18 protein-coding genes are annotated in these 23132 nt (G+C 54.1%); 9 read left to right on the top strand and 9 right to left on the bottom strand.

From position 1 onward, the window contains the following. Nucleotides 1-2 precede the first annotated feature (2 nt). Complete coding sequence (cphA, locus tag EBAPG3_RS14375) at nucleotides 3-2570, top strand: cyanophycin synthetase (protein ID WP_004174382.1); 2568 nt, start codon at nucleotides 3-5, stop codon at nucleotides 2568-2570. Between the two features lie 173 nt (nucleotides 2571-2743). Continuing rightward, on the top strand, nucleotides 2744-2977 hold the full coding sequence (locus EBAPG3_RS14370) for a dodecin family protein (RefSeq protein WP_004174381.1): 234 nt from the start codon (nucleotides 2744-2746) through the stop codon (nucleotides 2975-2977). Nucleotides 2978-3038: 61 nt separating this feature from the next. On the opposite strand, the gene clpA is transcribed toward EBAPG3_RS14370, so the two are convergent. Both clpA and clpS read right to left on the bottom strand, forming a co-directional pair. Beyond that, the gene (gene clpA / locus EBAPG3_RS14365) at nucleotides 3039-5297 is read right to left on the bottom strand and encodes an ATP-dependent Clp protease ATP-binding subunit ClpA (RefSeq protein ID WP_004174379.1); all 2259 of its coding nucleotides are present in this window, start codon (nucleotides 5295-5297) and stop codon (nucleotides 3039-3041) included. A 1-nt stretch (nucleotide 5298) separates the two neighbouring features. Then, the gene (gene clpS / locus EBAPG3_RS14360; protein WP_004174377.1) at nucleotides 5299-5607 is read right to left on the bottom strand and encodes an ATP-dependent Clp protease adapter ClpS; all 309 of its coding nucleotides are present in this window, start codon (nucleotides 5605-5607) and stop codon (nucleotides 5299-5301) included. Nucleotides 5608-5898: 291 nt separating this feature from the next. Here clpS and EBAPG3_RS14355 point away from each other — a divergent pair, with 291 nt between their 5' ends. Then, on the top strand, nucleotides 5899-6102 hold the full coding sequence (locus tag EBAPG3_RS14355) for a cold-shock protein (protein ID WP_004174375.1): 204 nt from the start codon (nucleotides 5899-5901) through the stop codon (nucleotides 6100-6102). Nucleotides 6103-6219: 117 nt separating this feature from the next. On the opposite strand, the gene icd is transcribed toward EBAPG3_RS14355, so the two are convergent. After that, a complete protein-coding gene (gene icd / locus EBAPG3_RS14350) occupies nucleotides 6220-7470 on the bottom strand; it encodes an NADP-dependent isocitrate dehydrogenase (RefSeq protein ID WP_004174374.1) in 1251 nt (416 codons plus the stop codon). 295 nt (nucleotides 7471-7765) lie between these two features. On the opposite strand from icd, the gene EBAPG3_RS14345 reads away from it, so the two are divergent. After that, the gene (locus EBAPG3_RS14345; protein ID WP_040851121.1) at nucleotides 7766-8212 is read left to right on the top strand and encodes an NUDIX hydrolase; all 447 of its coding nucleotides are present in this window, start codon (nucleotides 7766-7768) and stop codon (nucleotides 8210-8212) included. Nucleotides 8213-8232: 20 nt separating this feature from the next. Further along, complete coding sequence (gene mnmA, locus EBAPG3_RS14340; protein WP_004174372.1) at nucleotides 8233-9315, top strand: tRNA 2-thiouridine(34) synthase MnmA; 1083 nt, start codon at nucleotides 8233-8235, stop codon at nucleotides 9313-9315. A gap of 20 nt (nucleotides 9316-9335) precedes the next feature. Here the strand turns inward: mnmA and EBAPG3_RS14335 are convergent, their stop codons facing one another. Beyond that, on the bottom strand, nucleotides 9336-9944 hold the full coding sequence (locus EBAPG3_RS14335; protein ID WP_004174371.1) for a glutathione S-transferase: 609 nt from the start codon (nucleotides 9942-9944) through the stop codon (nucleotides 9336-9338). Between the two features lie 181 nt (nucleotides 9945-10125). Between EBAPG3_RS14335 and purB the strand changes: the two genes are divergently transcribed. The 4 genes from purB to dnaJ all read left to right on the top strand — a co-directional run bounded on the left by purB (nucleotide 10126) and on the right by dnaJ (nucleotide 15499). Further along, nucleotides 10126-11502, top strand: coding sequence for an adenylosuccinate lyase (purB, locus tag EBAPG3_RS14330; RefSeq protein WP_004174369.1), 1377 nt, complete (start codon nucleotides 10126-10128; stop codon nucleotides 11500-11502). A gap of 168 nt (nucleotides 11503-11670) precedes the next feature. Beyond that, nucleotides 11671-12243: a nucleotide exchange factor GrpE gene (grpE, locus tag EBAPG3_RS14325; RefSeq protein ID WP_004174367.1), complete on the top strand. Its 573-nt coding sequence runs from the start codon at nucleotides 11671-11673 to the stop codon at nucleotides 12241-12243. Between the two features lie 82 nt (nucleotides 12244-12325). Beyond that, entirely contained in the window at nucleotides 12326-14257 is a 1932-nt protein-coding gene (gene dnaK / locus EBAPG3_RS14320; RefSeq protein ID WP_004174365.1) for a molecular chaperone DnaK, read from the top strand. A gap of 135 nt (nucleotides 14258-14392) precedes the next feature. Continuing rightward, a complete protein-coding gene (dnaJ, locus tag EBAPG3_RS14315) occupies nucleotides 14393-15499 on the top strand; it encodes a molecular chaperone DnaJ (RefSeq protein ID WP_004174364.1) in 1107 nt (368 codons plus the stop codon). Nucleotides 15500-15856: 357 nt separating this feature from the next. Here the strand turns inward: dnaJ and EBAPG3_RS14305 are convergent, their stop codons facing one another. The 5 genes from EBAPG3_RS14305 to uvrA all read right to left on the bottom strand — a co-directional run bounded on the left by EBAPG3_RS14305 (nucleotide 15857) and on the right by uvrA (nucleotide 23047). After that, nucleotides 15857-16414, bottom strand: coding sequence for an NUDIX domain-containing protein (locus EBAPG3_RS14305; RefSeq protein WP_004174362.1), 558 nt, complete (start codon nucleotides 16412-16414; stop codon nucleotides 15857-15859). 266 nt (nucleotides 16415-16680) lie between these two features. After that, a complete protein-coding gene (gene phoR, locus EBAPG3_RS14300; RefSeq protein WP_004174361.1) occupies nucleotides 16681-17988 on the bottom strand; it encodes a phosphate regulon sensor histidine kinase PhoR in 1308 nt (435 codons plus the stop codon). Nucleotides 17989-18025: 37 nt separating this feature from the next. Next, on the bottom strand, nucleotides 18026-18736 hold the full coding sequence (phoB, locus tag EBAPG3_RS14295; protein ID WP_040851103.1) for a phosphate regulon transcriptional regulator PhoB: 711 nt from the start codon (nucleotides 18734-18736) through the stop codon (nucleotides 18026-18028). Between the two features lie 149 nt (nucleotides 18737-18885). Continuing rightward, a complete protein-coding gene (locus tag EBAPG3_RS14290; protein WP_004174359.1) occupies nucleotides 18886-20208 on the bottom strand; it encodes a glycerate kinase type-2 family protein in 1323 nt (440 codons plus the stop codon). A gap of 19 nt (nucleotides 20209-20227) precedes the next feature. Next, complete coding sequence (uvrA, locus tag EBAPG3_RS14285) at nucleotides 20228-23047, bottom strand: excinuclease ABC subunit UvrA (RefSeq protein WP_085922070.1); 2820 nt, start codon at nucleotides 23045-23047, stop codon at nucleotides 20228-20230. Nucleotides 23048-23132 lie beyond the last annotated feature (85 nt).

Genomic DNA, 23132 nt, shown 5'->3' with positions numbered 1-23132 from the left:
TAATGAAAGTATCACGCATCCGCGCATTGCGCGGGCCCAATTTGTGGAGCCGCCATACGGCGATAGAAGCCATTGTTTCCTGCAGCGAAACCGGGTGCCATCCTGGCGGACTACCGGGATTTCTGGATCGGCTGCGGGAGCGATTTCCGGAAGTCGATCTGCTCCGGCCAGCCTATCATGGCACTTTGACCATGGCGCATGCATTCGAACGCGGCATGCTTGGCCTGCAAGTGCAAGCCGGGTGCCCGGTGACTTTTAGCCACACCATGGAGACGCTGGAAACCGGCATTTATCAGGTAGTTGTCGAGTACAGCGAAGAGGCGGTAGGCAGACTCGCCGCCGAACTCTCACAAATCCTGTGCCGTGCGGCGGCCGAGGATACTGCCTTCGACTTGGGCGATGCGGTGGGCCGTTTGCGCGCACTGAACGAAGAAATACGCCTCGGGCCGAGCACGGGCGCAATTGTCAGCGCCGCTGTCGCACGCGGCATCCCCTTTCGCCGTTTGACCGACGGGAGTATGGTGCAATTTGGCTGGGGCAGTAAGCAGCGGCGTATCCAAGCCGCTGAAACCGGTCTGACGGGGGCCGTGGCCGAGTCGGTTGCGCAGGATAAGGAGTTGACCCGGACGCTGCTCAGCGCCGCCGGTATTCCTGTTCCCTCTGGCCGGCCTGTAAGGAATGCGGAGGATGCCTGGAGCGCCGCTTGCGAGATCGGGGGGGCGGTGGTCGTCAAGCCGCAGGATGGCAATCAGGGAAAGGGCGTAGGTGTGAATCTTACCAGCCGGGAGCAGGTGCAAGCGGCCTACGCGATAGCGGCGGAAATTAGCGGCGAGGTACTGGTGGAGCGTTATATTCCGGGTCACGACTATCGGATGCTCGTTGTCGGCAATAAACTGATAGCGGCTGCGCGGCGCGACCCGCCCGAAGTTATGGGTGATGGCACGCACAGTATTGGACAGTTGGTGGAACAGCTCAATAGTGATCCGCGACGCGGCGAGGGTCACGCGAACTTGCTGACAAAAATCCACCTCGATGAAATTGCGCTTGCCCACCTTGCCACCAAGGGCCTGTCGGCGGAATCCGTGCCGCCTGAGGGCACTCGCGTTTTCCTCCGGAATAACGCCAATCTTTCGACTGGCGGAACGGCTACCGATGTGACGGATGATGTTCATCCCGAGCTTGCCGCGCGCGTGGAAGCCGCCGCGCAAATGATCGGTCTGGACATCTGCGGCATCGATGTTGTTTGCAATAGTGTGTCGAATCCGCTGGAAGAACAAGGCGCCGTCATCGAGATTAATGCTGCCCCGGGTCTTCGTATGCATTTGCAGCCTTCGTACGGCAAGGCACGCGCGGTGGGAGAAGCAATCATCGCCAACATGTTCAAGGATGGCGATGATGCACGCATCCCGGTTGTTGCCGTGAGTGGTACCAACGGAAAGACCACCACCGTTCGCATGATCGCCAATATCCTGGATTATCAAGGCCTGCGTGTTGGCATGACCAGTACCGACGGTGTTTACATCGATGGTCAGCGTATCGATACCGGCGATTGCAGCGGCCCGAAGAGCGCAAAAAAAGTGCTGCTCCATCCTGACGTTGATGCTGCAGTATTCGAGACAGCGCGTGGTGGTCTATTGCGCGAGGGACTGGGGTTCGATCGCTGCAATGTGGCAGTGGTGACCAACATCGGCATGGGCGATCACCTGGGTCTCTCGTATATCAATACGGTGGAGGATTTGACCGCTGTCAAAAGAGTCATTGTGCAAAACGTGACACCGGGTACAGGCATCGCCGTACTCAACGCAGCCGATCCTCTGGTGGCTGGCATGGCAGCCCATTGCCCTGGCTCAGTGACGTTTTTTGCCCGCAATCCCGAAAATCCGGTAATTATCAAACACCGGGCACAAGGCAAGCGTGTCATCTATCTCGAGGGTGATTCGATTGTTGCTTCGGACGCCGATGCCGAACACCGGATCCCGCTGGGTGGGGTTCCTGTCACGCAGAATGGCACTATTGCATTCCAGATCGATAATGCGATGGCTGCCGCGGGGGCAGGTTGGGCGCTTGGGCTGGATTGGGAGGTTATCCGTGCCGGTTTGGCCGCTTTTGTCAGCAACATGCAAACCGCACCAGGCCGTTTCAATCTCTTCAGTCACCGTGGTGCCACACTCATTGCCGACTATGGCCACAATGCCGATGCCATCCGGGCACTTGTGCATGCCATCGATAGCATGCCAGCCAAGCGACGCTCGGTCGTCATTAGCGGCGCGGGAGACCGTCGCGACGAAGATATCCGTCAGCAAACCGAGATTCTTGGCGACGCCTTCGACGAGGTGGTGCTTTATCAGGATCAATGCCAGCGTGGCCGCGCCGATGGAGAAGTGCTTGGCCTGTTGCGGCAAGGTCTGGAGAATGCGAAGCGCACGCGGGACGTCAAGGAAATTCGCGGCGAGTTCATGGCCATCGATACCGCCTTTGCCAGCCTGAAAGCGGGCGAGCTATGCCTCATTCTTGTTGATCAGGTGGAGGAAGCGCTTGGGTACATTACCAAGCGGGTTTTCGCAGGTTAGACACTGCTGTTGCCACTCCCCGCACCGCGCCCTCTCGACCCCACAAATCTAACGGTAATCTTGATTGCAATTTACCAGGGTTAAACATAAACTTACGTAAGTAGGCGGGTTGGTGTGCCGAGCATATGTCGTCGTGCCTGGCGTGATGGGCTAACGGAAAAAGGAGAAAGGTCATGGCCGGAGATAGCATTTATCGAATAACAGAGATCGTCGGAACCAGCAAGATATCCTGGGAGGATGCCGCCAAGAATGCTGTCAAGGTGGCGTCAAAAACCTTGAGAGATTTGCGGGTTGCCGAAATAATCAAGCTTGATATGGTCATCGAGAATGGCAAGGTGACCGCATATCGCGCGCGAGTGAATCTGTCTTTCAAGTATGAAACCAGTACCAAAAAGTCTGACAAATAGTCAGGTTCAGTAAAAAAGGCGCGAAATCCGCGCCTTTTTTGTCCCTACTTCACTCCTGTCTTTACACAGCAGCAGCGGTTTCTTCCTCAAACTGAAGTTTCACCTTATTATCTGTGTCTATATCCACCGTCACCCTGCCGCCATTGGCGAGACGTCCAAACAGCAATTCATCCGCCAGGGCGCTGCGTATGGTGTCCTGAATGAGCCGTGCCATGGGGCGGGCGCCCATGAGAGGATCAACACCATTCCTGGCGAGATATTCTCTTAGCGCATCAGTGAATATCGCCTCCACCTTCTTTTCATGCAACTGCGTTTCAAGCTGCATTAGGAACTTGTCTACTACGCGCAGAATCACATCCCGGTCCAGAGCAGCGAAGGAAATGATCGCATCCAGCCGGTTGCGGAACTCAGGTGTAAACATGCGTTTGATATCCGCCATTTCGTCACCCGCCTGCGCCGACTTGGTGAAGCCTATAGAGGCTTTACTAAGCGATTCGGCCCCCGCGTTGGTGGTCATGACAATGACTACGTTGCGGAAATCCGCCTTGCGGCCGTTGTTATCCGTCAAGGTGCCGTGATCCATCACTTGCAGCAGGATATTAAAAATATCCGGGTGAGCCTTTTCAATTTCATCCAGCAGCAATACCGAATAGGGTTGCTTGATGATGGCCTCGGTCAGCAGACCACCCTGGTCAAACCCGACGTATCCTGGTGGCGCACCAATCAGGCGTGACACCGCATGCCGCTCCATGTACTCAGACATGTCGAAACGATGCAGGTGAATACCTAATGCGTAGGCCAGCTGCCGCGCCACCTCGGTCTTGCCGACGCCGGTGGGGCCGGAGAAAAGGAACGAGCCGACCGGTTTTTGCGGGTTGCCCAAACCACTCCTCGCCATTTTGATTGCCGTCGTCAATGCATTAATGGCCTTGTCCTGGCCAAACACGACAGCTTTCAAGTCGCGATCCAGCGTCTTCAGGGTCGTGCGGTCGTCGCTGGAGACATTTTGTGCCGGAATGCGCGCGATCTTGGCAATAATATCTTCGATCTCGTGCTTGCTGATCACCTTGCGTTGTTTTGATTTGGGCAGGATACGTTGTGCCGCGCCGGCTTCATCGATGACATCTATTGCCTTATCCGGCAAATGGCGGTCATTGATGAAGCGTGCTGCCAGTTCCGCGGCTGTGGTGAGCGCGATCGCAGTGTATTTGACGCCGTGATGGGCCTCGTAGCGGGCTTTCAGGCCCCGCAGGATGGCCACCGTCTCTTCCACGCTCGGCTCAGGCACGTCGATTTTCTGAAAACGGCGTGACAAAGCGTGATCCTTTTCAAAAATTCCTCGGTATTCACTGTAAGTGGTGGCGCCGATGCATTTCAGCTGGCCCGTATTCAGTATCGGCTTGAGGAGATTGGAGGCGTCGAGCGTTCCTCCAGAAGCCGCGCCCGCGCCGATCAGCGTGTGAATTTCATCAATGAAAAGAATGGCATTGGAGCTGTCGAGCAACTGTTTCAACACTGCCTTCAAACGCTGCTCGAAATCGCCGCGGTATTTGGTGCCGGCCAGCAGGGCGCCCATATCCAGGGCGTACACTTGGTGGTGCGCAAGTACATCGGGAACGTCATTCTCTATGATCCGGCGCGCCAGCCCCTCGGCAATGGCCGTTTTGCCCACTCCCGCTTCACCCACCAACAGGGGATTGTTCTTGCGACGACGGCATAGCGTCTGTATCAGACGTTCCAATTCTTTCTCACGTCCGATCAAGGGATCGATCTTTCCCGCGAGAGCCTGGGTATTCAAATTCACAGCGTAGCTTTCGAGTGCGCCGCCTGCGCCCAATTCCTGCTCGGTATCGCCTTCACTTTCGGTTTTGGCGCTACTACCTTGCGGCACCTTGCTAATGCCATGCGAAATATAATTCACCACGTCGAGCCGCGTTACTCCCTTCTGGTGCAGAAAATAAACCGCGTGAGAATCCTTTTCGCCGAATATGGCCACCAGTACATTGGCGCCGGTGACTTCTTTCTTTCCAGAAGACTGGACATGCAGAATCGCACGCTGGATGACGCGCTGAAAACCGAGCGTAGGCTGGGTGTCAACTTCACCACTGCCGCCCACTGTCGGCGTATTCTCGGTAACATGTTCCGCCAGCAGTCTGCGCAAATCGTCTATGTCAACCGAACAAGCACGCAGCACCTCGGCGGCGGTAGGATTGTCAAGCATAGCCAGCAACAGATGCTCCACCGTGATGAATTCGTGGCGCTTCTGCCGCGACTCGACAAATGCCATATGTAAACTGACTTCCAGCTCTTGAGCAATCATTTCATGTCTCCTCCATCACGCATCTAAGCGGATGTTGATGCTGCCTTGCAAATGTGACCACCTGCTCAACCTTGGTAATAGCGACATCATTGGGATAAACTCCGCAGACTCCCGCACCGTCTATATGAACTTTGAGCATAATTTGCGTTGCCTGTTCTCGGTTCATGGAAAAAAATGTCTGCAACACGGTCACCACAAAATCCATCGGTGTGAAATCATCATTCAGCAATATCACTTTAAACATTGGTGGTGGCTTGAGTTTACTCTTTTCAACCTCCAGTACAACATCCCCATGATCTCTCATTGCCATACATGATTCCTATCTTGTTTGCTCGCCAGTCGGAACGTAGCCACAACTGGATGAGCTTTCATTCATATATTTGATGATTACACTGAAATATTCAAGTACCTTGATAAAATTATTCTATTGCAATTCTATAAAATAAGTGCATGGACTACTTGACTTGAACAACGGATTTGCGTAAAACGGCTCTTGGCGTTTGGCTTCAAGCTCTCTGCAGTACCGGTTACAGCCGTTTTGCGGTCTTGAAACTCAAACAGTGTTCGGGTTTCCGGCCCGGTTTTTTTATAGGAAGCAATAATGGCAACAGGTACAGTGAAATGGTTCAACGACTCCAAGGGTTTTGGCTTTATCACCCCGGATGATGGCAGCGAAGATTTATTTGCTCATTTCTCCGCAATCAATATGTCCGGGTTCAAAACTCTCAAGGAAGGCCAGAAAGTGAGCTTTGAAGTCACACAGGGTCCGAAGGGCAAACAAGCCTCAAATATTCAGTCTGCCTAGTGATCCCACTGCTGACGCCGTAAAATGGCGATCAGCTTGTAATTACAGGATTATCAAGCCCCTTGCCGGTTAAAGCGGCAAGGGGTTTTTTTCAAACATGCAATCACGAAGAAGATATCAAGTCATTCTGTCGATCAGTGCCTCGCCGAATGCCGAACATGAGACTTTCCGAGCATCGGGCATTTGGCGTGCAAAGTCATAAGTCACAATTTTATCCTGGATGGTTTTTTCCATCGCACGAACTATCAGATCAGCAGCCTCGCCCCAACCCATGTGCCGCAGCATCATTTCCGCCGACAGGACGAGTGATCCAGGATTAACCTGATCCTTTCCGGCATATTTTGGCGCGGTGCCATGAGTTGCCTCGAATATCGCAATCGAGTCGCTGAGATTGGCACCGGGTGCTATGCCGATGCCTCCCACCTGGGCCGCCAAAGCATCGGAAACGTAGTCACCGTTCAGATTCAATGTGGCAATCACGTCATATTCCTCAGGGCGCAATAAAATCTGTTGCAGAAAAGCATCGGCGATCACATCCTTGATAACGATACCGCCCTTGTTTTCGGGCAACTTCATCCATGGCCCGCCGTCTAGCAGGCTCGCTCCGAATTCCCTTTCCGCCAGCGCATAGCCCCAGTTCTTGAATGCGCCTTCGGTGAACTTCATGATATTGCCCTTATGCACCAATGTGACCGAGCGGCGCTGGTTATCTATCGCATACTGTATGGCTTTGCGCACCAGGCGTTCAGTCCCTTCGCTGGATACAGGCTTGATGCCGATCCCCGACGTTTGTGGAAAGCGTATCTTGGTGACGCCCATGTCATCTATCAAAAAATTGATGATCTTTTTCGCATCTTCCGATTGGGCTTCCCATTCAATCCCGGCGTAAATGTCCTCGGAATTCTCGCGGAAAATTACCATATCGGTTTTTTCCGGATTTTTTAGCGGGCTTGGCACGCCCTGAAAATACCGCACCGGACGCAGGCACACATAGAGATCAAGTTGTTGGCGCAAGGCCACATTAATGGAACGAATGCCGCCACCGACCGGCGTGGTCAACGGTCCCTTGATGGAAACCACATACTCCCGTGCGGCCTCCAATGTCTCTGCGGGCAGCCACACGTTTTCACCGTATATCCGGTTCGATTTCTCGCCGGCATAAATTTCCATCCACGAAATCTTGCGCTTACCGTTGTAAGCCCTGCTTACTGCTGAATCCACGACTTTTTTCATCACGGGTGTAATATCTACACCAATCCCGTCACCTTCGATGAACGGAATAACGGGGTTGTCCGGCACACTCAAGGAAAAATCTGCGTTGACCCGGATTTTTTCGCCTTCGGCCGGCGTCCTGATGTGCTGGTACATGGTATCTCCCGATAATTAATGATGAATGGTGCATGCTCGCGCGAGCAAAGCATGCAAACTTGCCTATTTTACTCGTGTTTTGGAGAGAAGCACCAACGTGTGTTATACATTGAAGCCTGCCGTTTGAAGATGGATGTCATCCATAACCGGGATACGGCAAAGTGCATGACGCGGCACCCAAATTTTTTCGGCTGCGCTTCATCATTATTTCTGTCCGCCGGGCGATGACGATAGAATGCGGGTTGGGAAGCACGCTTTCTTCTTTTTTACAATATTTGAAGATGACCAGGAGATTATGATCTGGAAGCCCAATGTCACCGTTGCGGCGGTCGTGGAGCAGGATGGGAAATACTTGCTGGTCGAGGAGCAAACCAGCAGCGGCGTATTGTTCAATCAGCCAGCAGGACATCTTGAACCAGATGAATCCATCATTCAGGGGGCGGTTCGGGAGACCCTGGAAGAAACCGGTTATACTTTTGCTCCGCAATGGGTGCTGGGTATTTACCGCTGGCACTCCTGTGCCGACAACGTTACCTATCTGCGCTTTGCTTTTGCCGGTTGCGTCACCGGTCATGATCCCGATCGCCCGCTGGATGCGGGAATCTTGCGCGCAGGATGGTTTTGCGTCGATGAAATTCGCGAAATGACCAACCGTCACCGCAGTCCGCTGGTGATGAGGTGTGTCGAAGATCATTTGGCGGGTAAGCGCTACTCTCTGGATATCCTTACTCATTACGATTAAGCCTGAATTCACTGGAAGCGATGGGTAAACAACGTGTGGTGGTCGGCATGTCGGGCGGGGTGGATTCATCCGTCGCCGCGCTGCTGTTAAAACAGCAAGGCTACGACGTCATCGGTCTTTTCATGAAAAACTGGGAAGACGATGACACCAGCGAGTATTGCTCATCTCGGCAGGACTTGATCGATGCCGCCTCGGTGGCGGATATCATCGGAATTCCCCTGGAAGCGGTGAATTTCTCGGCGGAATACAAGGAACGTGTCTTCAATCAGTTTCTTGCCGAGTACAAGGCCGGGCGCACGCCCAACCCGGATGTTCTGTGTAACGCCGAAATCAAGTTCAAGGCGTTTCTCGACCACGCGGTCGGGCTCGGCGCCGACCATATCGCTACCGGCCATTATGCACAGGTACGCGAAATAGACGGTTTGTTCCAGTTGCTGAAAGGCGAGGATGGAACGAAGGATCAGAGCTATTTTCTCTATCGCCTGAACCAGCGGCAACTCTCCAGAACGTTATTTCCGATTGGGCATCTTTATAAACGCGATGTACGTAAAATCGCCAGGAATTATGGATTACCGAATTTTTCCAAGAAAGACAGCACCGGGATCTGTTTTATCGGGGAAAGGCCGTTCCGGGAATTCCTCAACCGTTACGTGCCGCATGAGCCGGGAGAAATACAGGCGCCGGACGGTACGGTCATGGGGAAACATGTCGGGCTGATGTACTACACTATCGGCCAGCGCCAGGGATTGGGCATCGGCGGGATAAGGAACGGTGATGGCGAGCCCTGGTTTGTTTCAGCCAAGGATATGGCACGGAATATCCTGACGGTGGTACAGGGCCACGATCACCCTGATTTATTCCTGCCCGTGCTCGATGCTATTGACCTGACATGGATAAGCGGCCGCGAGCCACACTGCAACTGGGTTTATGCCGCCAAGACCCGTTATCGTCAACCTGATGCACCCTGTGCTATTGCGCATATCGGGCAGGACCGATGCAAAATCGAATTTGCCCAGCCTCAGTGGGCGGTGACGCCGGGGCAATCAGTCGTCGTTTACGAGAGCAGGGTATGTCTTGGAGGAGGGGTGATTACGGCTGAATAATACGTTTTCGATCCTGCTTCTCATCCTATTGGCGCAGTTTCCATGAATGGAGTCCGTTTTTCCAGCCTGCCGGAGAGTTCCGCAAGATTGGGCGACGTGTTGCGCCATTCGATTTCCGGAAAGCGAAAAGCCAGATATCCCAGTGTGCAGCCCAGTGCGATGTCGGCCAGGGTGTAGGTATTCCCATCACACCATTTTTTTTCACCCAGGTCGCGGGCGGCCGCTTCCAGTCCGTGGGTAACCTTCGTCAGTTGGCGCGAGATCCATTCCACGCTTTGTTCGGTGCGCGGCCGTTTGCGTTCAAGGAACACGGTGGCGGCGGCGTCGCTGATACCGTCCGCCAGGGCTTCCCAGCGCTTTACGATAATGCGATGCCGGTTGGGTTCGGGAATCAGGCGGGATACGGGATTGACACTGTCGAGATATTCGACAATCACACGTGAATCGAATAAGGAGGAGCCATCGTCAAGAATGAGGACCGGTATCTTTCCCAGGGGATTGTGATCCGACACGTGACTCTCCACGTTCCATGGGCTATCCACCTCAAAATCATAACCTATGCGTTTTTCCGCCAGAACGATGCGCACCTTGCGCACGTAAGGGCTGGTAAGTGATCCTATAAGTTTCATGACATCCCTTGGCGGCAATTTTATTCAGGTGTGCGTATTATATCGGCTTTCCATCCCGCATGGCGTAGCCTCGGCGCTATGTTAAAATGCAGCAGCCGGTGAAATTCAAGAGACTGATAGTATTTATATATCATAATACTAAACCGGGAAATGAGCAGTCAGCCGCCGGACTCAGGATAATATGAACTCGTCTTTTCTTACCGCAATTTCCCCCCTTGACGGACGCTATCACAGCAAAGTTGCCGGTCTGCGGCCTTATTTCAGTGAACTTGCCCTGATTCGTTACCGCGTTCAGTTGGAAATCGAATGGCTCAAAGCATTAAGCCATACTCCCGCCATTGCGGAGGCGCCGCCTTTTTCTGCCGGTACGATCGCGCAGCTTGACAGTATCGCGGCAAATTTCTGCGAGGCCGACGGGGAGGCGGTCAAGCTTATCGAGGCACGTACCAATCACGACGTAAAAGCCGTGGAATACTGGCTCAGGGAGCGCCTGGCCGAGAATGCCGAAGTCGTGCGGGTTGCGGAATTCATCCATTTCGCCTGTACTTCGGAGGACATCAACAACCTCTCCCATGGATTGATGCTGGCCCACAGCCGTGACCGGGTGATGCTTCCAGCACTGGAAAAAATCATTATCCAACTTATCCGGATGGCGCATGAACTCTCTGATACGCCCATGCTTTCCCGTACGCATGGTCAACCCGCCACGCCCACAACGGCAGGCAAGGAGCTTGCCAATGCTGCTCATCGGCTGCGGCGGGGGCAAGAACGACTTGCCAGGGTAGCCATTCCTGGAAAAATTAATGGTGCGGTGGGTAATTACAACGCCCACTTGGCCGCTTACCCGAATTTTGACTGGGAAAGATTTGCACAGGATTTTGTAGAGAAACTGGGTCTGGAATTCAATCCCTACACCACCCAGATTGAACCACATGACGCAATGGCTGAGTTATTCGACGCCTATGCCCGAATTAACACCATATTGCTGGACTTCAACCGCGATGTGTGGGGGTATATTTCATTAGGCTACTTCAAGCAGAAGACCCGGAATGGCGAAGTGGGCTCATCCACCATGCCGCATAAGGTCAACCCGATCGATTTTGAAAACTCGGAAGGCAACCTGGGTATCGCCAATGCGCTACTGCGGCATTTGAGCGAGAAGCTGCCCGTGTCTCGCTGGCAGCGGGATTTGACCGACTCCACCGTGCTTCGCAACATGGGTGTGGCCTTGGGACATGCGTTGCTGGCCTACGACTCCTGCAGCAAAGGCCTGGGCAAGCTGGAAGTCAATCGCGAACGCTTGATGAAAGATCTGGAGGATGCCTGGGAGGTGTTGGCGGAGCCGATCCAGACGGTAATGCGCCGTCATGGGGTGCACAATTCTTATGAGCAGTTGAAAGAATTGACACGTGGCAAGGATGGCATCAACAAGAATACTTTGCACAAATTCATTGAAGGTCTCGACATTCCTGAAGCCGAAAAAAACCGCCTGCGGGAAATGACGCCGCAGAACTATATCGGTAACGCAGCCGTGCTGGCCCGAAGAATCGGGAATTAGGGGTTTCTGCGCCATTGTCATGTCCCGCTCATTTCTCTTCGAGTGTCTTACACTATCCGTATTGCGCCAGCATTGCCGTACAACCAGGGTTGGCTGCCGAACTGCAGGCATGATCTTGAAATCGGAAAAACCATCCCGATATAGCTTAAATTAAAAGGAGGAGAGACTATGGCAGATACACAACAGCCCAATCCAGATCAGCCCGAATTGACTGTAACCACGGGCCAGGCGAGCGCGGGGGAGGTTAATGAAAACACAACAGCGGAACCGGCGGTGGAAACCATGCCGGGGCTGGAACAATTACTGAAGAAAGCCGAGCTTGACGCGCAGGAACATCATGATGCTTGGCTGCGTGCCAAGGCGGATGCCGAGAATATACGGAAACGCGCCCAGGTCGACGTTACCAATGCTCACAAATACGCCATTGAAAATTTTTCCACTGAACTGCTGCCGGTAATGGATAGCCTGGAGGCGGCGCTTGCAGTGGAAAATGCAACGGTTGAGAATTTCAAAAGCGGCATGGAATTGACGCTCAAGCAACTCACCACCGTTTTCGAAAGATTTAATATCAAGCTGATCAATCCGGCGGGAGAGAAATTTGATCCGCATTTGCATCAGGCCATGTGTATGGTGGATTCCAGCCTTGCTCCCAATACCGTCGTGCAAGTGATGCAAAAAGGCTACATTTTGAATGACCGGGTAATCCGGCCGGCGCTGGTATCGGTTTCGAAGGCCAAATAGACTTTAGACTTGAAATCCCGGTCTGAACCCCCATTTCACGCATTAGCGATTATTCGGCACAAACTACTACAAGGATCAAATCATGGCAAAAATTATCGGCATTGATCTCGGCACCACCAATTCATGTGTGGCTGTCATGGAGAATGGCAAGCCCAAGGTGATAGAGAACTCGGAAGGTGCGCGTACTACGCCTTCAATTGTTGCCTATACGGAGGACGGCGAGATTCTGGTGGGTGCTTCCGCCAAGCGTCAGGCGGTCACCAATCCAAAAAATACATTATTTGCAGTCAAGCGGCTGATCGGGCGCCGTTTTAACGAGGACATGGTGCAGCGAGACATCAAGATGGTGCCCTACAGCATCATCAAGGCCGACAACAATGACGCTTGGGTGGAAGTGCGCGGCAAGAAGGTCGCGCCGCCGGAAATTTCCGCGCAAGTGCTGAAGAAAATGAAAAAGACCGCCGAGGATTATCTGGGTGAGACGGTAAGCGAAGCGGTCATTACCGTTCCCGCCTATTTCAACGACTCGCAGCGCCAAGCGACCAAGGACGCCGGGCGCATCGCCGGACTCGAGGTCAAGCGCATCATCAATGAGCCAACCGCGGCCGCACTGGCTTTCGGGATGGATAAAAAAGAAGGTGATCGCAAGGTGGCGGTATATGACCTGGGTGGCGGCACGTTCGATATTTCCATTATCGAGATCGCGGAAGTGGAGGGCGAGCACCAGTTCGAGGTGCTGGCCACCAATGGTGATACCTTCCTCGGCGGCGAGGATTTCGACTCGCGTATCATCGAATACCTTGTGGATGAGTTCAAGAAGGAAAGCGGCATAGACCTGAAAAAAGATATGCTCGCCCTGCAGCGCCTGAAAGATTCGGCAGAGAAGGCAAAAATTGAGCTTTCGTCCAGCCAGCAGACCGAGGTCAACTTGCCCTATATCACGGCGGATGCGTCCGGTCCCAAACACCTGGCGGTGAGAATCACCCGGGCCAAGCTGGAAAGCCTGGTGGAAGAATTGATCGAGCGCACCGTAGAGCCTTGCCGCATCGCCATCAAGGATGCCGGCGTGAAGGTTTCCGACATCGAGGACATTATCTTGGTGGGCGGACAAACCCGCATGCCCAAGGTGCAGGATAAAGTCAGGGAAATTTTCGGCAAGGAACCGCGCAAGGATGTGAATCCGGATGAAGCGGTTGCTGTGGGCGCAGCCATTCAGGGTGGCGTGCTGCAGGGCGAGGTGAAGGACGTGCTGCTGCTGGACGTTACGCCATTATCGTTGGGGATTGAAACCCTCGGTGGCGTAATGACCAAGCTGATTCAGAAAAATACCACTATTCCGACCAAGGCGCAGCAGGTGTTTTCCACCGCCGACGAAAATCAGACTGCGGTGACCATCCATGTGCTACAGGGTGAGCGTGAACTGGCGTCCGGAAATAAGAGTCTGGGACAATTCAATTTGAGCGACATTCCTCCCGCACCGCGCGGTATGCCGCAAATCGAGGTGACTTTTGATATTGACTCGAATGGCATACTCCATGTATCGGCCAAGGACAAGGCCACCGGCAAGGAAAACAAGATCAAGATCCAGGCAAGCTCCGGTCTGTCGGATGACGAGGTACAGCGCATGGTCAAGGATGCCGAAGCGCACGCCGCGGAGGATCACAAGGTGCTCGAACTCGTTACCGCCCGCAACCAGTGTGACGCGATGATCCATTCGGTGAAAAAGACATTGAAAGAACATGGCGACAAACTGGATGGCGAGGAGAAATCCAAAATAGAAGATGCGCTGAAAGATGCGGAAGAGGCATTAAAATCCGACAGCAAGGATGCCATTGAGGCCAAGACCCAGGCGCTGGCCGAGGTCTCGCATAAACTTGCGGAGAAGATGTATTCCCAAGAGCAGGCCCAGCAAGCCCAGCCTGGAGCGGAATCCGCGTCCCATGGCGGCGGCGAGAAGCCCGTGGAAGGCGAAGTGGTGGATGCCGAATTTGAGGAAGTGAAAAACAAGAAATAACGAGATACTGATACATCCAGACGCAGGAGTCGCGGAGAGATGAGTTGTCATTCTTCCGCGCGCCTGTGCTTGGCATTCATCGGAAGAAAGCAGTAGAAATGAATTTCCTGCGCTTCCATTTTTAAGAAAATCCATATGAGCAAACGCGACTACTATGAAGTGCTGGGCCTTAACCGTGACTCCGGCGAAGATGAGATAAAGAAAGCTTATCGCAAGCTGGCGATGAAGTATCATCCGGACCGTAATCCGGATAGTCCAAAGTCGGAGGAACACTTCAAGGAGGCCAAAGAAGCTTACGAAATCCTTTCCGATCCCCATAAGCGTGCGGCATATGACCAGCATGGTCATGCCGGCGTAGATCCGAGCATGGCGGGTGGCGGGGCTCAAGGATTTGCCGATGCATTCGGCGATATCTTCGGCGATATCTTCGGCGGTCGCGGCGGGCATGCCAACGTCTATCGCGGTGCCGATCTGCGCTACAACCTGGAAGTCTCGCTTGAACAGGCGGCGCGCGGAACAGAAACCAAAATCCGCATTCCCACCATGGAAATTTGTGGAAGCTGCCATGGCAACGGTGCCAAGCCTGGCACTTCTCCCACCACATGCCCAACCTGTAATGGGCATGGTCAGGTAAGAATGCAACAGGGGTTTTTCTCGATCCAGCAAACATGCCCCAAATGCCATGGCAGCGGCAAATTTATTTCCAGCCCTTGCGCTACATGCAACGGCGCAGGACGCGTTAAGCAACACAAAACATTGTCGGTAAAAATCCCGGCCGGGGTGGATGAAGGCGACCGCATACGTCTATCCGGGGAAGGCGAAGCAGGGGTCAACAATGGTCCGGCAGGAGATTTGTATGTGGTTATTCATCTATTGCAGCATTCCGTTTTTCAGCGCGACCATAACGACTTGCATTGCGAAATGCCGATAAGCTTTACCACAGCTGCACTGGGTGGAGAAATTGAAATTCCTACCCTCGATGGGCATGCCAAAATCAAGGTGCCAGCAGAAACCCAAAGCGGGAAAATTTTCCGTCTGCGTGGCAAAGGGATCAAAGGCGTGCGCAGCAATACCCAAGGGGATTTATTGTGTCACGTGGTGGTGGAGACGCCGGTCAAGCTTACCGCCCGTCAAAAGGAACTGTTGCAGGAACTGGAATCGCTTAACCAGGAAGATGACTCCCGTCACAGTCCCCGTGCCAAGTCCTGGATGGACAAGGTGCGCGAGTTCTTTGCGGAATAATCTGCTTCAGTGGATGTAATGACTCAGTAAGACTAAACAAAATGAACATCGTATCCACAGCGGCCACTTGTAAGCGATGTTTATGCGGGAAGGAAATTCGACAGCCAATTAGAGTTCGTCAGCCTCATTATGCAAGTGAGGGCGGCACGAGAGCATGAACTGTCACAGGTCTGCTCCATAGCGCCGTATGGCGCATTGCCAGAATCTGCCACATACGACAAATGCTCTGGCGGAAGTTCACGCCGAATGCTCCGAAGAACGGAGAGGCCTCGTACGCGGGAGTCAAAGATACCTATCGGGGCTTCGTTAGGGGGCATTCTCTTATTAAGTGTAGAACTCAGGTTATTTGGTTCACTGCTACCACTCGCCACGCAATACTTTCTCTGCCCAGAATAGACCAGAAACGCTTTTGTTGTCCGTGATTTTCCCCGTTTTAATCCATTCCAATGCCATTGGCAACGTCAGGGTAAACACTTCCAGATGCTCGCCATCGTCAAGGCTTGCACCTTGGAAGTTGAGTCCCTTCGCAAGATAATAAACCAGCTTCTCGTTGGAATAGCCAATACACGGATGCAAGGTGGCGAGATACCGCCAGCTTGCCGCCGTATAGCCCGTTTCTTCCAGCAACTCGCGTTGCGCACATAACAGTGGATCCTCGCCGGGATCAATTTTTCCAGCAGGCAGTTCGAAAAAATCCCTATGCAACGGATAGCGGTGCTGACGTTCCAGCACCAGCTCACCATTGTCGAGCAGTGGAATGATTACTACCGCGCCGGGATGGATGATGTATTCGCGTACTTTCACCTTGCCGTCAGGCAGGCGAGCTTGGTCCTGATATACGTGCAAAAGGTTGCCATCGAACACCTTCCGGCTGTTGACCGGCGTTTCAGTGAGATCCAGGGGCGGGTTGGACATGAGGTAAGGAATACTCCGAGAATGAATCGTATAAGCGACTCATATTACGCCGGGATGCAAAGAGGAAGCCGGCTCGTCTAAAACACTATCATCGCGCTGTTAGCCGAGATTATACAGCCGCCCACTGGCCGGCGAATAACAGTACAGACTTCATATCGGCGAAAGCCGGTATCCAGCGGCACTATTGCAAATTTGGAATGGATTCCGGACCCAGTCCGGCACGAGATGCGTGATATTTTCTGGTAAGAATCTGTAAGTAATTAGATTCACTCGCTTTTGTGCGTTATCAGCCGTGCCGCAGGGAGCCATGCGCTGAAGCAACTGCCTTTGCCCAGTTCGCTGACAATTTCCAGCTTCGCTTGGTGGCAGGTCAGGACGTGCTTGACAATGGCTAGCCCCAGGCCGGTGCCCCCGGTTTCACGCGAGCGTCCACGATCCACCCGATAGAAGCGTTCTGTCAGGCGAGGGATATGCTCGGGCTCGATGCCAATGCCGCTGTCTTGAACAGAGAATACGCCTTGCTCGTCACGAATTGCCCAGTTCAATGTAATAGTCCCCCCATCGGGGGTGTAGCGGATAGCATTGCTGACGAGATTGCTGAAAGCGCTGCGTAACTCGTCCATGTTTCCCAGCAGCTTGGCTTTGGTATCAAGCTTGAGATGGATACGGTGACGTCCCGCGCTCAAGGATTCCGCTTCATGACAGAGTTCACGCAACATTTTCGGGATATTGACGGTATCTTCCCGTACCAGGTTTTCTGAATCCTCCAGTCGCGACAGCGTCAACAGGTCTTCCACTAGGCGCTGCATGCGCCGGGTCTGATCGGTCATCAGCGTGAGCGCCCATTTATGGGTTTCGGGGTCGGGAGCGCCTTCTTCCGCCAGCGTTTCAAGGAATCCACCAATGACTGTCAACGGTGTACGCAACTCATGCGAGACATTGGCGACGAAATCCCGCCGCATGGTATGGACTCTCTCAAGGCGGGTAATATCACGGCTGACAAGCAGTTTCTGCTTGTCGCCATAAGGCACGAACTGTAGCGAAAGGGTCAGGCTCTGGTTTCGGGAGGGTTTGATTATCAGCGGCTCACTGTAATTGTGAGCGTTCAGGTAGTCGGTGAATTGGGTCTGGCGCACCAAATGAGTAAGATGCTGACCGGCATCGAGGCTGATATCTATGCCCAAATGCTTTTCGGCTACCGGATTGCACCATTCGATACGGTCGACGTCATCCAGAATTACCACGCCTTCCGGCATGGCGGAAGTGGCGCGCCGCAGGCGCTCCAGCGCGGAACTGAGTTGCTGATGATTTCTGCGCTGTTCGCGCATGAGTCGCGCCAGGCGGGCAAATACATCTCCCCATTTTCCGGGGGCATCAGGCAATGCGACAGATGTCAATTCTTCGGCGTGAAGCCATCTGTCCAGCATTATCAGATGACGCCAGTGGTGGATGACCAGCAGCAGCAGGGCAATGCTGCAAAAGACCAATGTTACGAGCGCGCCGAGCGTAGTCCAGAGTATGCCGGCCACAACAATTGTCAGGATGAGAGTAAGGCGCTCCCAGAAAGCAGGCACGTATGTTATTTCGAAGAGTGAAGATGACCCATTATACTCATACGATACCAATGCTTGCCGCCGGTCCCGCTGACAGGCGATAGCCCGATCCTCTCACGGTCTGCACCAAACCATCCTTGCTGACATTTTCCAGCGCTTTGCGCAATCTGCGAATATGCACGTCCACGGTACGGTCCTCCACAAATACATGGTCTCCCCATACCTGATCGAGCAGTTGCGAGCGTGTATGCACCCGTTCGGAGTGCGTCATAAGGAAATGCAACAAACGAAACTCGGTGGGCCCGAGCACCACTTCCTTATCACCCGCGGTTACGCGATGTGTTGCGGAGTCAAGGCGCAGTCCGCCGATTTCCACCAGATCATCAGCCGCCTCCGGTGAACGCCGTCGGAGCACTGCTTTAATCCGCGCGAGCAATTCACGTGGCGAAAAGGGCTTGGTGATGTAGTCATCGGCGCCAATCTCCAATCCCGCTACCTTGTCGCTTTCTTCGGCACGAGCGGTAAGCATGATGATGGGGATGGTCTTGGTACGCGTTACGCGACGCAACATGCGTGCAAATTCTACGCCGCTCATTCCCGGCAGCATCCAGTCAAGCAGCACCAGGTCCGGTAATGCATCATTCACTATCTCCATGGCCTGTTCCGCGCTTCTTGCACCAAAAACGACATGGCGGGCCTGCCTCAGGCTATACGAGATCAACTCCTGAATCGCGGGTTCATCTTCCACCACCAGTATGGTTGCTGCCATATGTTTTCCCCTGTCGGTAATATTCTCTTCGATATTGCGATGATATGTAAGCAATATTGCGGTTTCGTGACATATCTCCAGATCAATGGGCGATTCTTCCCATCATAATAGTCCGTGCGGCCTTATGGCTCATTTTCGGGACGTTAGTTCTATAGCACCAGAATTACCCGGTAATCATTGACATTGGTTCGGGTTGGGCCGGTAAGTATCAGATCGTCAAGTTGCCCAAAGAAAGTATACGAGTCGTGACTGGCAAGCAAGGCGCGGGCGTCGATGCCCATTTGCTTTGCACGGTGGATCGAGTCTGGCGCCATGATTGCGCCGGCGTTGTTTTCCGAACCGTCTATGCCGTCAGTATCGCAGGCCAGAGCGTGGATTCCCGTTACATCGTTGAGTTCAATGGCAAGCGACAGAAGGAATTCCGTGTTGCGTCCGCCTCGTCCACCAGATTTCGTTCCACTGGTGCCGCGCTGTTCGCCGCAGCCATTTTCACGTAACGAAACTGTTGTCTCTCCTCCTGAGATCAGCGCCACCGGCGGCTTCCATGGCTGGCCATATTGACGGATTTGCCGTGCCAGCGCGGCGAAGACCTTGGCTACATCGCGTGATTCACCGGTTATGCCGTCACCCAGTATAGCGGCGGGAATACCTTGATCATGAAAATATTTTGCCGCCGCCAGCAGCGAATCCCGGGCGGTGGCGATCACGCGGTTGTCCACGTTCCTGAAGACGGCGTCACCCGGCTTGGGGGTTTCGTCGCGCTTTCCTTCGGCACCCGCCAGCAATATTTCCAGCACCGCAGCGGGTGCATCGATCCGGTAGCGTTCGAGTATCTCCAGCGCGTCCAGATAGGTTGACGGGTCTGGCGCGCACGGGCCGGAGGCGACATGAGTGGGGGCATCCCCGGTTACATCCGATATGATCAATGCCAATACCGGGGCACGGCATGACGCGGCAAGCTTCCCTCCTTGAATGGCGGAGAGATGCTTGCGCACGGTATTGATTTCCTGAATTGCCGCACCGCACAGCAGCAATTCCCGGGTGACGTTTCTGAGGTCATTCAGCGATAGGCCCGCCACCGGTAACGAAAGCAAGCTTGAACCGCCGCCGCTCACCAGGCAGAGCAGTAAATCGTCCGCACCGAGTTTTTTAACTTCCGCCAGAATGTCTTGCGCTGCCTGCTCACCCCGTTTGTCCGGAAGGGGATGCCCGGCTTCAATCACCGTGATGCGTTCCAGTGGCAAGCCGTGGCCATAGCGAGTGAGGACAATACCATTCAGTAGCGCATCTTTTTGCCAATGGTTTTCCACTGCCAGTGCCATTGCCGCCGCAGCCTTACCCGCACCGATCACCAGAGTGCGTCCCTTGGGTAGCCTGGGTGGTATAGGTAAGTGCCGCGGTACGATACACAGGGGATCGGCTGCGGCGATCGCGGCATTGAAGCTGTTGCATAAAGACTTACGGTGATCCATTCGCAGCTTGCGTCCTCGATCAGGGACCGAGCACGCTTCGCAAATAATGACCGGTAAAGCTGTTCTCGCTCGCCGCTATCTCCTCCGGTGAGCCTTCAGCGATAATTTGTCCGCCGCCCTCGCCGCCCTCGGGGCCGAGGTCGACGATCCAGTCAGCGGTCTTGATCACGTCCAGGTTGTGCTCGATCACCACCACGGTGTTGCCATGGTCACGTAGCCGATGCAATACTTTCAGCAGCATGTCGATATCCTGGAAATGAAGGCCGGTGGTGGGTTCGTCCAGGATGTAGAGCGTGCGGCCGGTATCGCGCTTGGAGAGCTCCAGCGAAAGTTTCACCCGCTGGGCTTCTCCGCCGGAAAGCGTAGTGGCGGATTGTCCCAAGGTGATGTAGCCCAGACCCACATCCAGCAGCGTCTGGAGCTTTCGCGCTACAACCGGCACGGCGCTAAAAAATTCGTGTGCCTGCTCCACTGTCAGCTGCAGGATTTCGTTGATATTTTTTCCCTTGTATTGAATCTCCAGGGTCTCGCGGTTATAACGCTTGCCGTGGCAGACGTCGCACGACACGTATATATCGGGGAGGAAATGCATCTCAACCTTGATCATGCCGTCGCCCTGACAGGCTTCGCAGCGTCCGCCCTTGACGTTAAACGAAAATCGTCCGGGACCATAGCCGCGTTCGCGCGCCTGGGGTACGCCCGCGAACAGTTCGCGGATGGGTGTGAACAAGCCGGTATATGTGGCCGGGTTGGAGCGCGGCGTGCGCCCGATGGGGCTCTGGTCCATGTTGATGACCTTGTCGAAGAACGCCAGGCCATCCAGGCTCTGATGCGGCGCAGGCTCCGTGCTGCTGCCGTAGAGGTAGCGCGCCGTTGCAAGATAAAGCGTTTCATTGATAAGGGTGGACTTCCCTGAGCCGGAGACGCCGGTGATACAAACGAACAATCCCACCGGCAGGTTGAGGTTGACGTTTTTCAGATTATTGCCGGAAGCGCCTTCGATCCGGAGCCAGCGATCACTTTTTGGTTGGGTGCGCTTTTCCGGCAGCGCGATGACCAATTGGCCAGAAAGATATTTGCCGGTCAAGGAGCTGGCGCTTTTCCGAATGGCTTCCGGGGTTCCTTGCGCGATGATCGCTCCCCCATGTTCGCCTGCGCCGGGACCCATGTCCACCACATGATCGGCGGACAGTATGGCATCCTGGTCGTGTTCCACCACGATTACGCTATTGCCGAGATCGCGCAGATTCTTGAGTGTTTCCAACAACCGGCTATTATCGCGCTGGTGCAGACCAATGGAAGGCTCATCCAGCACATACATCACGCCGGTCAGCCCGGAACCGATCTGGCTGGCGAGCCGAATACGCTGGGACTCCCCGCCGGACAAGGTGTCGGCGGAGCGATCCAGCGACAAGTAATCCAGGCCCACGTTGTTGAGGAATAACATGCGGCTGGAAATTTCCCTGACGATTCTTTCCGCAATGGCATGCTTTTGCCCCGTCAGTTCCATCTGATCGAAAAAAACCATGGCCTGTTTCAGGGGTAGCGCGTTGATTTCGAAAATGGCCCGCCCTCCCACCCGCACATGGCGGGCCTCGCGCCGTAGGCGGGTGCCCGCGCATTCGGGGCAGGTCTGCGAATTCAGGTATTTTGCCAGCTCCTCGCGCACGGCCTGCGACTCTGTCTCCTTATAGCGTCGCTCCAGGTTGGGAATAATACCCTCGAAGGTATGTGTCCGCTGGGTTCGGGCGCCAGTTTCATTCAAGTACGAAAACGCTATTTTTTCCTTGCCTGATCCTTTGAGAATGATGTCCTGAATGTTTTCAGGCAGTTGTTCGAAAGGAATCTCCAGGTCAAAATCATAATGCTTGGCCAGGCTCGCCAGCAACTGGTAATAAAACTGATTGCGCCGATCCCAGCCCTTGATTGTGCCGGAAGCCAATGACAAATGAGGAAAAGCGACAATACGCTTGGGATCGAAGAATGTAATTTTCCCCAGACCGTCACACTTGGGACAGGCGCCCATCGGGTTATTGAAGGAGAACAAGCGCGGCTCAAGTTCGGGCAACGAATAGCTGCACACCGGGCAGCTGAACTTGGCGGAAAAAAGATGCTCGTGGCCGGAATCCATTTCCACCGCCAAAGCGCGTCCGTCAGCATGGCGCAGCGCGGTTTCAAATGACTCCGCCAGCCGCTGCTTGGCATCGGGCATAACTTTGAGTCTATCCACCACCACTTCAATCGTGTGCTTTTTATTCTTATGCAGTTTTGGCAGCACGTCGATTTCATGCACCTTGCTGTCTACCCGCAGCCGCACGAAACCCTGTGCACGCAGTTCATCGATCAAATCCAGCTGCTCGCCTTTGCGCCCCACCACCAGCGGCGCCAGTATCATCAGCCGGGTATCGGGCGGCAGCTTCAATACATGATCGACCATTTGCGAAACGCTTTGCGCGATCAGCGTGATGCCGTGGTCGGGGCACTGCGGATCGCCCACGCGCGCAAATAGCAGGCGCATGTAATCGTGTATTTCCGTGACGGTGCCGACGGTCGAACGCGGATTATGCGATGTCGCTTTCTGCTCTATGGCGATAGCGGGAGAAAGGCCTTCGATCAGATCGACATCGGGCTTTTCCATCAATTGCAGAAATTGCCGCGCATACGCCGAGAGCGATTCCACATAGCGCCGCTGACCTTCCGCATAAAGCGTGTCAAACGCGAGCGAGGATTTGCCGGAACCGGACAAACCGGTGATGACGATCAGCTTGTTTCGCGGCAGATCAAGATTGATGTTTTTGAGGTTGTGCGTGCGCGCACCGCGAATTTTTATGAGTTCCATCGACGCTTCCATTGGTCACCCATGACAACCTTGGGCTATCTGAGTGCCGGTCAAACCTGTTAATATACTCAACTTCTCCGCATTT

Source organism: Nitrosospira lacus, assembly GCF_000355765.4.
GTDB lineage: Bacteria > Pseudomonadota > Gammaproteobacteria > Burkholderiales > Nitrosomonadaceae > Nitrosospira > Nitrosospira lacus.
This window is presented reverse-complemented; position numbering and strand designations above follow the sequence as displayed.